The sequence below is a fragment of the Desulfovibrio sp. 3_1_syn3 genome (genome assembly GCF_000145315.2).
GTDB classification, from domain to species: domain Bacteria; phylum Desulfobacterota; class Desulfovibrionia; order Desulfovibrionales; family Desulfovibrionaceae; genus Desulfovibrio; species Desulfovibrio fairfieldensis.
In genome coordinates this window covers 77,501-90,537 of record NZ_ADDR02000003.1, presented here as the reverse complement: position 1 = coordinate 90,537, position 13,037 = coordinate 77,501, and the positions used below count along the sequence as shown (strand labels likewise).

The following is a 13,037-nucleotide window of genomic DNA, read 5'->3' as shown; positions in this document are numbered from 1 at the left end:
ATATGCATAAATTGACTATAAAACCTTCGGGCATAACTAGTTGCATTATTTAAAAAGACTCCTTTCCCATCCCCAATGACAACACAACTAATTGAAATAAAAAATATTCAAAAAATGCAGATAGAATTGGGGAGGGGTCATCGGTTAACCTGCCCCTATCCGTGGACCTCGGTGGACCTCGGCGTCAGGGCTATCCGGCCGGCGTTTTTTCATGATCGCCGCCGCGCGGCCCCGCCAAAGCCCGTCCTTCTTTCCCTTTGCCCGCAAAGCGGCTATGCTGGCCGGGAACACGTTTATCCGCGCAATTGGCGCCATCGGCCCCAGGAGAAGCCCATGTCTTTCAAACGCAATGTCTATCTGAAAACCCTGCCCCTGCCCGAGGCAGTGGCCAAAGTGCTGAACGCCCTGGCCCGATCCACAGCGCGGGGTGACGCCCGCGCGCCCGCGCCGGGCAAAACGCTCTGCCCGGCCCAGGAGGCCGTGGGCCGAATGCTGTACGAGGCCGTGCACGCCCGCTACTCATCACCCAACTGCCATGCGGCGGCCATGGACGGCTACGCCGTGCGCGCGGCCGACACCTTTGCGGCGCGCGAGGGCGAGCCCGTGTTGCTGCGCGAGGGCGAAAGCTGTTTCGCGGTCAATACCGGCCATCCCCTGCCCGCGGACTGCGACGCCGTGATCATGATCGAGCACGTGGCCGTGGACGGCAAGGGCGGAGTGAGCATCGAGGCCCCGGCCTTTCCCTGGCAGCATGTGCGGCGCATCGGCGAGGACATTGTGGCCACGGAACTGCTCTTCCCGCGCAACCACCAGATCCGGCCCTGCGACGTAGGGGCCCTGCTCTCCGGCGGCATCTGGGAGGTGCCGGTATGGGAGCGGGTGCTGGTGCGCATCATCCCCACCGGCGACGAGGTGCTGGATTTCGAACAACGGCCCGATCCGGGCCGGGGGCAGGTGGTGGAATCCAACTCCCAGGTTCTGGCGGCCCTGGCCCGCGAGCTGGGCTGCCGGGTGGAGCGCGTCAAACCCGTGCCGGACCAGCCTGAGCAATTGCGCGCGGCCCTGCGGGACAGCCTGGACGCGGGCGCGCATGTAGTCATCTTCTGCGCCGGTTCCTCGGCGGGCAGCAAGGACTACACCCGCTCGATCCTGGAAAACGAAGGGGAAATTCTGGTCCACGGCATCGCGGCCATGCCCGGCAAGCCCTCGCTGGCGGCCATCTGCCGGGGGCGGCCCGTGTTCGGCGCGCCGGGCTATCCGGTGAGCAGCCTGATCTGCTTTGAGGAACTGATCACCCCGGCCATCTGCCTGCTGGCCCACCGGTCCCTGCCCGCGCGGCCCGAAATCGAAGTGGAGCTGACCCGCAGCCTGCCTTCGCGCCTGGGCCTGGAGGAATTCGTGCATCTGGCCGTGGGCCGGGTGGGGGAAAAGGCTGTGGGCATCCCGCTCAACCGGGGCGCGGGCAACATCAGCACCGTGACGCGCGCCCAGGCGGTCATGCGCATCCCGGCTGAGGCCGAGGGCGCGGCCGAAGGCAGCTTGGTGCGGGCGCGGCTTTCCGTGCCGCCCGCCCGGCTCTATGACAATCTGATCTGCGTGGGCAGCCACGACAACGTGCTGGACCTCCTGGCCGATGAACTCATGGGCCTGCCGCACGCCTTCCGCCTGATTTCCGCGCACGTGGGCAGCATGGGCGGCATCACGGCCCTGAAAAAGAATGTCTGCCATATGGCGGGCATGCATCTGCTGGAAGAAGACACCGGCGACTTCAATTTCGCCTTTCTGCACAAATATTATCCCGAAGGCAGAATCATCCTGCTCAATCTGGCCATCCGCCAGCAGGGCCTGATCGTCCCGGCGGGCAACCCCAAAGGCATTCAGGGCGTGGAGGATCTCAAGGGCCGGGGCCTGCGCTACATCAACCGCCAGCGCGGCGCGGGCACGCGCATTCTCTTTGACTGGCATCTGCGGCGCGCGGGCCTCAAGCCGGCCGACGTGGACGGCTACGCCAAGGAGGAAAGCACCCATATGGCCGTGGCCGTCAACGTGCTGACCGGCGCGGCGGACTGCGGCATGGGCATTTTCGCGGCGGCGCGGGCTTTGGGCCTGGATTTCGTGCCCCTGGCGCGCGAGCGCTATGATCTGGCTGTTCCCGAACGCTTCTGGGAAGACCCGCGCATTCTGGCCGTGCGCGACATGCTGCTGGCCGATGCCTTCAAAACCCGCCTGGAAAATCTGGGCGGCTATGAAACCCGGCTCACCGGCTGGATCATGCGGCCCGGCGTCCGATTGGGGGAATAGAACGTTATGCGCCTGGGCGGCGAGCAATGTTCAGGCGGCCCACATCGCCCGCCGCCCCATGTTCCCATTATTCCACTGTTCCGCTGTAAAACCGCAGCGGTTTGCCGCGACGGCATAAAGGGCCACGGGCTCGAAGTTACACGCATATATCAGGAGGACATACCATGAAAGTCGGCATTATTCGTTGCCAGCAGACAGAGGATTACTGCCCCGGAACCACGGACTTCGTCACGGCCGCCAAAGGCAAGGGCTCGTTTGAAGCTCTGGGGGCCTGCGAGGTGGTGGGCTTCATTTCCTGCGGGGGCTGTCCCGGCAAGCGCGCCGTGTTGCGCGCCCAGATGCTCCGCGACCGGGGCGCCGAGGCCGTGGCCCTGGCCTCCTGTATCACCAAGGGCAACCCCATCGGCTTTCCCTGTCCCAACCGGGACATGATGCTGGCGGCCATCCGCCGCAAACTGGGAGACGATTTCCCGGTGCTGGAATACACCCATTAGAGCAAAATAACTTTGAAAAGGCGGCTGCGAAAACTGGCACCTTCTCAAAGGTAATCCGCTCCAAGGCGGATCGCCTTGCTTCAGATGAAAGCGGGAGCGGCGGCCGTATCGCATGTCCGGACGCCGCTCCCTCTTTTTTATCCGTCTGGGAAACCCGCTCAGGCCTTTTGCCAGGAAAATACCAGGGGCTCTCTCCGCTCCGACGGCGGCAGCTTTCCTTTGCTGTAGCCCAGGCTCATGGGGCAGACCAGGGAGTAGGACCCCGGCACGTTGTGAGCCCGCTTGAATTCGGGCGTATCCAGAACATGCTCGCCGAAGCCCAGCCAGCAGGAGCCGATGCCCATGCTGTGCGCGGCAAGCATAATATTGGCCGCGCACAGAGTGCAGTCGTAGACATACCAGTGGGACGCCGTATCGCCGTAAATAAGCAACAAGGTGTCGGCATGGTTGAACACGCTGTAGGAAGGTTTGTCCAGCCACTCCCTGTATTGCTCAAAATAGGGGTAGGCGTCGAGATTTTCCAGAAGCCAGGCCCTGGCCGTTTCGGAAAGGAAGCGGATTTCCTCCCTGTCCTGAATGACCGCGAAACCCCACGGCTGCTCGTTGGAGCCCGTGGCCGCCTTGACGCCCAGCGTCAGAAGTTCGCGCAGGGTCTCCTCCTCAATATGCCTGTCCGTATATGTGCGTATGCTGCGTCGTGTTCTGATGCATTCCAGAATGTTCATATTGTTTCTCCTTACGAATAAAATGACACGCTCCAAGCATACCTCCACTCCGCACCAAAGACAAAGGGGCGCGCCGCCGTGCGACGCGCCCCCTCAGGCGAAAAAACGCTGCCCCGCGCCTTACTTGGACACGGCCAGGATGACGTGCATGGCCTTGACGATGGCCGTGACTTTTTTGCCCGGAGCCAGCTGGAGCTTGTCCACGCTGCCCATGGTCACGATGGAGGTGATGCCCGCGCCGCCGGGCAGGTCCACCAGCACTTCGGCATTGACCGCGCCGGGAGTGACCTTGGCCACCGTGCCGTTGAACTGGTTGCGGGTGGAGAGCAGATAGTCCTCGGCGTCGTTCATCAGCAGGACAAAGCTGGCCTTGATCAGGGCCATGGCTTCCACGCCGGGCTTGAGGCCCAGCTTTTCGGTGCTGGCCTGGGTGATGGAAGCCACAATGGTTTGGCCGCCCTCGACGCTCAGTTCCACTTCATCATTGACCGCGCCGGAACGGACCGCAACAACTTTGCCGTGAAAAACATTTCTTGCGCTGGTTTTCATACTCTTTCTCCTTGCTGCGGCGCGAAGTCCGCATCTATGGCGACGGTTTTCCGCCGCCGCAATGTCATTATTGAATACCTGATTATATAAACGCTTTCAGATCAAAGGTCCAGCCTGTCACGCTTTCCGGTGCCCATCCCGCCTTGTCGCGGGGTAATTCCACTCCCCGCGCGCCGTCAACTCTCTGAACCCCTTTAAAATCACGTTTTCAACAAAAAGCGTGATCATTCTCACGCTTTTGCCTCCGCCGATCCTTAATCGACGGCCCTCAGATATTTTTTTAGAAAAAATATCCCGGGCATGCAAAAAGGCGGAGGGGGAGTCCGCCTTTTGCCATCCGGATGGAGGCCGGATGTTGTATCCCGGCGTGATTGGGGCACGCCCGGCATTTGGAAATTCTGTTTCTATTTTTCAGCGGACACGCCTCAGAAGGGCCAAATATTATCCATCAGCCGTGTAAACCAGCCCGGCTTCTGCTTGTCGGCCAGCACGCCGCGTCCGTAGTATTCAATGCTCGCATCCGCGATCTGGGTGGAATAGACGCTGTTTTCCGCATCCACGTCCTTGGCGCGGATCATGCCGCGCACCACCATGTACTCGGTTTCCTCGTTGACACGGATCTCGCGCGCGCCCTCGATCTGCAGCAGGCCGCCGGGCAGTACGCGCAGGACACGGGCCGCCATGGAGGTGGTCACGTAATTTTCACGCTTGGTCTTGCCCGTGGCCGAGAGATCGCTGACCGACGAGGTGTTCAGCACCGGCGTGCCCACGCGGGCCTGCGGGCCGATGCCCACCAGGGGCACAAAGCCGGTCTTGCTTTTGCCGAACATGGCGGCGACCTGGTAGTCGTTGGAGCCGTCCTTGTTGGCCGTGGTTTCGGCCTTGTTCTGGGCCTTGGTGTTTTCCACCAGTTTGACCACCACGATGTCGCCCACGCGCCGGGCGCGGCTGTCGGCAAAGAGGGTGTCCTCCTCGCTGGCGGCGAAGAGCGAGCCGGGATTGTTCGGGCCGCTGGTTTCCTGGCGGTATTCCTGCGGCGGCGTGACCGGATGCTGCAGGGCCGGGCGCTTGTGGGCGCCGCCTCCGCAGGCCGCGCAGAGCAGAAAAGCCAGCCCCAGGACCGGGACGATCAGTTGTGTCTTCATACGCTCCACTCCTCTCAGCCGCGATGAGACGGCCTAATGTATCTCCACTGTGCTGCCGTCTTTGACGGTGGCGTAGATCTGCTTTTTGGTCTGCAAATTCCGCACCGGAATCGTGGCGCCGGGCTCGCCGTCCGCCAGGGCTTCCGCCTGGGTGGTCATGCGCAGATTGCCGCGCGTGTAAATCAAGCTCAGTATCGTGCCACGCCGGACCATAAGCTGGCTGGCAAGATCGCTCTGCAGGATGGGCTCGCCCGTGATCAGGGAACGCGTCACCTGCCAGGGGCCGCCGTGGCCGTCCCAGGGCAGATCGCGCAGCTGGCTGGCGTTGATGCGCATGAAGGTCACGGCTTCGGGCGTCAGCGCGTCGCCTTTGCCCAAAGGCCGGGAAGCCGCGGGCACGGTGATCCAAAGGGTCAGGTTGACCGTGCCGGACACCCGCCGCAGCACCGTGCCGTCCGCCTCCTGCACGGCGAAGCGCAGGGGCACGCGGCCCGGCGTGAGCTTGCCGGGTTCCAGCTGGACGCGCTGCTGGCTGTGCGCCAGGAAAATGTATTCCGGCAGACGAAACTCGTTCAGTTCCGCCTCTCCGGGCATGGCGGACAGTTGCGGCGTCAGGCTTTTGACGACATAGGAACGCAGGTCGTCTTCCCTGAACACCAGGCCGCCGCGCTGGATCACCAGCGAGGTGGGCAGAATGCAGCGCGCGGCCAGCTCATTGCCCAGGCTCTGGCGCAGGGCCTGGGAGAGGCGGGAGCGGTTGATCTGAAGGGGTTTACCCTCTTCCGGCGGCGCGGGCCAGAGCCGGCGGCTTTTAAGGTCGCCCCAGAGCGCGGGGTCCATATGCCCCAGAGGCGCGGCAATGTCGCCCAGCAGCACGCTGTCGGTATTGGTCACGGCCGCCGGGGCCACCTTGAGCCGCCACTCGCCCTGTTCCAGCATGGGCAACTGGTCTCCGGACGCCGGGGGCGCCGCCAGGGGCGCGGCATTGGCCGCGATGAGACCGCGGGTCTTGGCCGCGCGCTGGTCTTGGGCATCGTCGGCCAAGGGCAACTGGGCGGCGCGCACCTGCGGCGGACGCAACTGGCGCTTGATCTGCGAGGGCGAGCGGCGGTTGTTGCGCTCGCTGTCCTGCCAGACGGCCTGCGGCACGCCTCCCTGGGGCCAGGCCCGCGACGGCGCGGGCCACAGGGCGCAGAGCAAGGCCAGGACCACGGCCAGAACCGGCGCAACAGCCGATTTTCGCGCCGAAATCCCTTGCATGGCAAGCATATGCCGTCCGCCCCGCATCTCCCTTCGCTCCTAATTGAAATGCCCTAACTGCGCTTGAGCTGCACAGCCATGCCCAGCATGGAGTCCGAAGTCTGAATGGCCTTGGAGTTGACCTCGTAAGCGCGCTGGCCCACGATCATATTGACCATCTCGTCCACCACTTCCACATTGGACATTTCCAGAAAGCCCTGGGCCAGAGTGCCCACGTTGTCCGTGCCGGGCACGCCTTCGGTTTCCGCGCCCGAGGCTTCGGTGGGCGTGTAGAGGTTGCGGCCGCGCGCGTCCAGGCCCGCCGGGTTGATGAAGGTGTAGAGAGGAATTTCCGCGCCCGCGATTTCCTGGCCCTCGCTGTCCAGGGCCGCGATGTGCCCGGTGGAGGAAATGGAAATGTTCTTGGTTTCCGCCGGGACGGCGAATTCCGGCTGCAGAATGTAGCCGTTGGCCGTGACCACGGTGCCGTCCTGATTGAGCTTGAAGGAACCGGCGCGGGTGTACATCAGTTCGCCGTTCACATCCACCTGGAAAAAGCCGTCGCCTTCAACGGCCACGTCCAGGGCGTTGCCCGTATTCTGGAAGTCGCCCTGGGTGAAGAACTTGTGCACGGCCGTGGGCCGCACGCCCATGCCCACCTGGATGCCCACGGGCAGCCGGTTATCGCCTTCGGTAATGGACCCGGCGATCTTCATGGTCTGGTACATCAGATCCTCAAACTCGGCCCGGCTTTTTTTGAAGCCCGTGGTGTTGACGTTGGCCAGGTTGTTGGAAATGACGTCGATGTTGAGCTGCTGGGCCACCATGCCCGTGGCGCCGGTATACAGGGAACGCATCATGGGGATTTCTCCTTCTCTCAGTCACGCGGGAGGGCCGCGCGCGGGCTAGCCCTGACGGCGCCCTATTTTTTCATTGGCCGCACGGTCCAGGCTGTCCGAGGACTGCATCACCTTTTGATAAGCCTCAAACTGACGCTGCACCTCGATCATATTGACCATTTCCGTCACCACCTGCACGTTGGCCGCTTCGGCGAAGCCCTGCTCCAACCGCGCACCGGCCAGGTAGGCGTCGCCCTCGGCCACAGCCACTTTTTCGCGCGGGCGGAAAAGGTTATGGCCCAGTTTTTCCAGGTTCTGCGGATCGTCCACGTTGATCAGCGCGATCTGGTTGACCACCGCTCCGTCGGCAATGACCTGGCCGTCGCCGCCGATGAGCACATTGCGCGTGCCCGCCGGGATGACGACATTGCCGCCCGTTCCCTGGAGCGGATAGCCCTGGGGGGTCATCACCGTGCCGTCGCCGGACAACAGAAAATGCCCGTTGCGCGTCAAATAATCCCCGTTGGGCGTGGTTACCCGGAAAAAGGCGTTTTCGCCGTTGATGGCCACATCCAGCGGATCGCCGGTGAACTGCATGGAGCCCTGGGAAAAGTCGATTTTGGACACGGCGACGCGCGGGCGCGCCATGTTCTTGGGCTCGGGAAACAGGGGGGCGGAACGCAGGTTCATCAGCGGCTCACGGATTTCGTCATGCGCGTAGGAGGCCATGGTATCCTTGAATGCCAGGGTGTCGCGCTTGTAGCCGTGGGTATTCACGTTCGCCAAATTATTGGCGATGAAGTTCATGCGGTGTTCTGTGGTCAGCGCGCCGAACAGCCCGCTAAACAACGCGTCTTGCATAAAAAACTCCTTTGTCCGCAGCTTGTTGCCCAAAACGGGACGAAGCCGTTGCCCAAGGCCGGAGAGGCCTTTGCCGGAAAATATGCAAGGAGCGGGCCAATCAGCGGCGGCACGGCCGGCCGTTTTGCGCGCGGCGGCCGGGACGTGAACGGAGCCCTATGGATTTGCAGACACTCCGGACCGACTCTGAGTAAATATTTTTATATTCTATATCAGTTAATTAATTATTTATTACATAGAAGTACAACAAGTAAAGAAAACTTTTCTCATTTTGAAATACGGAACATCGTCGGACCGGCAAAAACAGTAACGCAAAAATAACTTGCCTTGTATCCACACAACATGTTATGTATTTGATACAATCCGAAAAAGGAGGTGCGCCCATGCCTTGGCAGAATATGCTCAATGAAAATATGACGACAGCTGAGCAACTGCAAAAGCACATCTTCTTCCGGGAAGAGCATTTGGAGCAATTGCAACGGATTAGCAAGCGGTTTCCCTTCTCGATTCCGCCCTATTATCTGTCTCTGATCGACCCATCAGATCCTCATGATCCCATACGGAAGATGTGCGTTCCCGCCCTGGACGAGCTTGACCCGGGCGGACGCCTCGACACCAGCGGCGAAGCATCAAATACGGTGCTGACAGGCTTGCAGCACAAGTACAGACAGACGGCGCTGGTTCTCTCCACCAATGCCTGCGCCATGTACTGTCGCCATTGCTTCCGCAAGCGCCTGGTGGGTCTGGAAGGCCGGGAAACGCGGCCGCGGCGCGACAAGGTCCTGGCATATATCCGCAAGCATCACGAGATCAGCAATGTTCTGCTCTCCGGCGGCGACGCCCTGCTCAACCCCACGCCCGTGCTCCATGAATACCTGGAGGAGCTGAGCGGCATGGAGCATCTGGATGTCGTCAGGATTTGCAGCCGCACGCCGGTGGTTCTGCCCATGCGGATTTACATGGATCAGAAGCTGCTGGACCTGTTCAAAGAATACGGCGCGCAAAAACATCTCTGTCTGGTCACCCAGTTCAACCACCCGCGCGAACTGAGCCCTCAGGCCCAGCGGGCCCTGGACGCCCTGCAGGAATGCGGCGTCATGGTGCGCAACCAGACAGTGCTGCTGCACGGCGTCAACGATCACGGCCCGACCCTGGGAAAGCTGCTGAAGGAGTTGGTGCGCCGGGGCGTCGTGCCCTACTACGTTTTTCAATGCCGCCCTGTAACCGGAGTAAAAAACAACTTCCAGGTGCCCATTGCGCAAGCCTACGCCATCGTGGAAGAGGCCAAGCAAATGCAGAACGGCCTGGGCAAGGCATTCCGCTATGTGCTTTCGCACGAGACAGGCAAGATAGAAATACTCGGTCCTGTGGGAAACGGGCGCTGGCTCTTCAAGTATCACCAAGCCAAGACGCAGGAAGACCAGGGCCGTCTGTTCAGCGTGACGCTGCGCCCTGGCCAGCGCTGGCTGGGCGGGAAGGATGTGCGTGAGATTCCGTGGGAAGACGCGGAGGATTCCGTGGGCGCGTCCGCCTGAGCATGTCAACACGAGAAAATTGCGGAATGCTCCGGTGATGCAACGTCAAAGCCCGGCTGTTGGAATGGCCGGGCTTTGACGTTTCGAGTTCTTCACGGCGGCCTCCATAAAAAACCGTGCCCCATTGCGGAGGCACGGTAATAAAGTGCAGATGCAATACCCACGCTCGGCTTGCGGGGCGCGTGACAGGCCATCACTTGGCGAGATAAGCCTCCAGCGGCTTGACCCTGTAGCTGTTGACGGGCATCAGATCCGTGGTCACATAGCCCGGAGCGGCATTGATCAGATCCGGGATACGGTTCACAATGGTGGCGCAGGTCAATTCCACCGTGGCCGGGCGGTTGATGACCACTTGCGTGTCCGGTTCCCCGTAAAGGGTCCAGTCGTTGCGGTCAAATTCCTCGGGCGCGTAGACCTTGCCCACGCACTCGGTTTCCAGGGTCACGCCCTCCTCGGTCTCGGTGGTGACCACAGCGGACATGCCCGTGGCATGGCCTGCGGGAATGGTCATGCCCAGGGTTTCCGAATGTAATTCCTTGTCACAAGTCTGAGGAACACATTTCTGCACCTGGCTTTTGACGGTCAGGCCCAGACGTTCGGCCAGCCAGCCGTTGACGTTCCACATATAGGAGGGCAGAAATTCGCCTTGGTCGATAAGTTTCTGCCGTTCCTCCGGAGAAATATTGTCCGCGCCCGCGATCTCTTTCTCAAAGTCGGCCAGGTTCAGGCCCGCGCCGTGGGCTTTGGCCAGGGCGATGCCGTAGTCTTCCACATTGTAGCTGGAGCTGCCCCGGATCTTGTTGATTTTGTGCATGGCCCCGGCCAATGTGGCGATAAGATTGCCCCAGAAAACATCCTGATAGCCCGAGCCGCTGATAGTGCAGCCGGTCTTTTTCGCCAGGGCGTCCACCTCGCGGGTCAGGGAGGGCGAGGAGTTCATGGGGAAAATGGCTTCCTCATTGGTGGTAATGGCATTGACGCCGTTTTTGGCGCAGACCAACAGAGCGTCGCGGATGTCGCGCATCAGGCTCATGGTGGTGATAATGCAGGCGTCGGGCTTGAGAGAGGCCAATACGGCATCCGCCTCGGCGGCGTCACGCACCTTCACGCCCCTGGCCGGGCCACCCATGATCTCGCCGATATCCTTGCCTATAATTTCTGGATTGACGTCAAAGGCAGCCACAATTTCTCCGCCCTTTTCATATACGTAGCGCATGGTATATTTAGCCATTTTACCGCAGCCGTACTGCGCGATGCGTAACTTAGCCATGGCCGTTCTCCTTGAAGTTGAAGGTAGGAGAGACAAACAGTCTCTATCCTAGAGAGTTAGTGCCGGAAGCGGCAAAGCACAAGTGGGCAGGATACGCCGAGATACCGTCAAGGAAGCGGCGTGCAGGCGCGAAGAAGCCCGAGAGGATATCCCCCAGCGGCAAAAAAGCTCCCTGGGCAGTTTTAGAAGCGGCTCCGAGGGTTTTCCAGTCTGACCGGTTCAAGGCAAGGTGATGAAGGGAGGGATGGATGAAGGAAGCGGTGGGATGGTTCGGGAATTCGCGGAGTTGGGGGAGGTCGCAGGCGCGGCAGCATAGAGCGGACAAGAGAAGCCCCCCACGCGCTGAGAGCGGCGAGGGGGGCTTCCGAGCAATTTTTGGCAGCGACCTACTTTCCCACATGACGTTATGCAGTATCATCGGCGAGGAAGAGCTTAACTACCGAGTTCGGAATGGGATCGGGTGTACCCTCTTCTCTATGGCTGCCAAAAAATTTGTCAAAATATAATTGACAGGGAAGGAAGGAGTTTTTCAAGAGAACAAGCCTCACGGGCTATTAGTACTGGTCAGCTCCACGCCTCGCGGCGCTTCCACCCCCAGCCTATCAACGAGGTAGTCTACCTCGGCCCTTCAGGACTTGCGTCAGGGAGAACTTATCTTAAGGCAGGCTTCCCGCTTAGATGCTTTCAGCGGTTATCCCTTCCGCACATAGCTACCCTGCTATGCCGTTGGCACGACAACAGGTCCACCAGGGGTGCGTCCATCCCGGTCCTCTCGTACTAGGGACAGGCCCTTTCAATTCTCCAACGCCCACAGAAGATAGGGACCAAACTGTCTCACGACGTTTTAAACCCAGCTCGCGTACCACTTTAAACGGCGAACAGCCGTACCCTTGGGACCTGCTTCAGCCCCAGGATGTGATGAGCCGACATCGAGGTGCCAAACCGCATCGTCGATGTGAACTCTTGGATGCGATCAGCCTGTTATCCCCGGCGTACCTTTTATCCAATGAGCGATGGCCCTTCCATTCGGGACCACCGGATCACTAACACCTACTTTCGTACCTGCTCGAGATGTCTCTCTCGCAGTCAAGCTCCCTTATGCGTTTGCACTCGACGGCTGGTTTCCAATCAGCCTGAGGGAACCTTTGCATGCCTCCGTTACATTTTAGGAGGCGACCGCCCCAGTCAAACTACCCACCAGACACTGTTCCCTCGCCGGCTTACGGCTGAGGGTTAGGGACCTGAAAAAACAAGGGTGGTATTTCAACAATGGCTCCCTCCATACTAGCGTACAGAGTTCACAGCCTCCCACCTATCCTACACATGCAGGTTCAAATCCCAATGTCAAGCTATAGTAAAGGTGCACAGGGTCTTTCCGTCTTTCTGCGGGTACACGGCATTTTCACCGCGACTTCAATTTCACCGAGTCTCTGGCCGAGACAGTGTGGAGATCGTTACGCCATTCGTGCAGGTCGGAACTTACCCGACAAGGAATTTCGCTACCTTAGGACCGTTATAGTTACGGCCGCCGTTTACCGGGGCTTCAATTCGGAGCTTCGCTTGCGCTGACCCCTCCTTTTAACCTTCCGGCACCGGGCAGGCGTCAGTCCGTATACGTCGTCTTTACGACTTCGCACAGACCTATGTTTTTAGTAAACAGTCGCCACCACCATTTCTCTGCGGCTCCCTCAGGCTCAACAAGTGAATCGCTTCACCTAAAGGAGCACCCCTTCTTCCGAAGGTACGGGGTTATTTTGCCGAGTTCCTTGGCCAGAGTTCTCTCGAGCGCCTTGGATTATTCATCCCACCCACCTGAGTTGGTTTCCGGTACGGTTTGCGTGTTCTAAACTTAGAAGCTTTTCTTGGCAGCATAGACTCAGCGACTTCAGGGCTTACGCCCACGGACTCGCGTCTCAGCATAAAGGGAAACGGATTTGCCTGCTTCCCATGCCTACTCGCTTGCACCGGGTAATCCAACACCCGGATCGCCTATCTTCCTGCGTCCCTCCTTCGCGCGAACACACAAGTACGTGAATATTAACACGTTTCCCATCAGCTACGCCTTTCAGCCTTGCCTTA

The 13,037-nt window shown here is 60.2% G+C and carries 10 protein-coding genes and 2 rRNA genes (1 of these 12 cut by a window edge); 3 read left to right on the top strand and 9 right to left on the bottom strand.

Annotated elements, in window-relative coordinates:
- Window positions 1-333 precede the first annotated feature (333 nt).
- Complete coding sequence (locus HMPREF0326_RS14820) at window positions 334-2,301, top strand: molybdopterin biosynthesis protein (RefSeq protein ID WP_008686206.1); 1,968 nt, start codon at window positions 334-336, stop codon at window positions 2,299-2,301.
- A 164-nt stretch (window positions 2,302-2,465) separates the two neighbouring features.
- Window positions 2,466-2,795, top strand: coding sequence for a CGGC domain-containing protein (locus HMPREF0326_RS14815; protein ID WP_008686207.1), 330 nt, complete (start codon window positions 2,466-2,468; stop codon window positions 2,793-2,795).
- Between the two features lie 158 nt (window positions 2,796-2,953).
- On the opposite strand, the gene HMPREF0326_RS14810 is transcribed toward HMPREF0326_RS14815, so the two are convergent.
- The 6 genes from HMPREF0326_RS14810 to HMPREF0326_RS14785 all read right to left on the bottom strand — a co-directional run bounded on the left by HMPREF0326_RS14810 (window position 2,954) and on the right by HMPREF0326_RS14785 (window position 8,153).
- A complete protein-coding gene (locus tag HMPREF0326_RS14810) occupies window positions 2,954-3,520 on the bottom strand; it encodes a nitroreductase family protein (RefSeq protein ID WP_008686208.1) in 567 nt (188 codons plus the stop codon).
- Window positions 3,521-3,640: 120 nt separating this feature from the next.
- Window positions 3,641-4,069, bottom strand: a complete 429-nt coding sequence (locus HMPREF0326_RS14805; protein ID WP_008686209.1) for a TOBE domain-containing protein — start codon at window positions 4,067-4,069, stop codon at window positions 3,641-3,643.
- Window positions 4,070-4,494: 425 nt separating this feature from the next.
- On the bottom strand, window positions 4,495-5,214 hold the full coding sequence (locus HMPREF0326_RS14800) for a flagellar basal body L-ring protein FlgH (protein WP_008686210.1): 720 nt from the start codon (window positions 5,212-5,214) through the stop codon (window positions 4,495-4,497).
- Between the two features lie 33 nt (window positions 5,215-5,247).
- Complete coding sequence (gene flgA, locus HMPREF0326_RS14795) at window positions 5,248-6,483, bottom strand: flagellar basal body P-ring formation chaperone FlgA (RefSeq protein WP_232224964.1); 1,236 nt, start codon at window positions 6,481-6,483, stop codon at window positions 5,248-5,250.
- A gap of 44 nt (window positions 6,484-6,527) precedes the next feature.
- Window positions 6,528-7,313 carry a flagellar basal-body rod protein FlgG gene (gene flgG, locus HMPREF0326_RS14790; RefSeq protein WP_008686212.1) on the bottom strand — a complete coding sequence of 262 codons (786 nt, stop codon included), beginning with the start codon at window positions 7,311-7,313 and terminating at the stop codon, window positions 6,528-6,530.
- A gap of 45 nt (window positions 7,314-7,358) precedes the next feature.
- Window positions 7,359-8,153, bottom strand: a complete 795-nt coding sequence (locus tag HMPREF0326_RS14785) for a flagellar hook-basal body protein (protein ID WP_008686214.1) — start codon at window positions 8,151-8,153, stop codon at window positions 7,359-7,361.
- Between the two features lie 383 nt (window positions 8,154-8,536).
- Here HMPREF0326_RS14785 and HMPREF0326_RS14780 point away from each other — a divergent pair, with 383 nt between their 5' ends.
- Entirely contained in the window at window positions 8,537-9,688 is a 1,152-nt protein-coding gene (locus HMPREF0326_RS14780; RefSeq protein ID WP_009303924.1) for a KamA family radical SAM protein, read from the top strand.
- A 193-nt stretch (window positions 9,689-9,881) separates the two neighbouring features.
- Here the strand turns inward: HMPREF0326_RS14780 and HMPREF0326_RS14775 are convergent, their stop codons facing one another.
- The 3 genes from HMPREF0326_RS14775 to HMPREF0326_RS14765 all read right to left on the bottom strand — a co-directional run.
- Window positions 9,882-10,958 carry an NAD(P)H-dependent amine dehydrogenase family protein gene (locus HMPREF0326_RS14775; RefSeq protein ID WP_008686216.1) on the bottom strand — a complete coding sequence of 359 codons (1,077 nt, stop codon included), beginning with the start codon at window positions 10,956-10,958 and terminating at the stop codon, window positions 9,882-9,884.
- Window positions 10,959-11,331: 373 nt separating this feature from the next.
- A 5S ribosomal RNA gene (gene rrf, locus HMPREF0326_RS14770) occupies window positions 11,332-11,446 on the bottom strand.
- 45 nt (window positions 11,447-11,491) lie between these two features.
- Window positions 11,492-13,037 (bottom strand): 23S ribosomal RNA (locus HMPREF0326_RS14765); it runs 1,386 nt beyond the window's last position.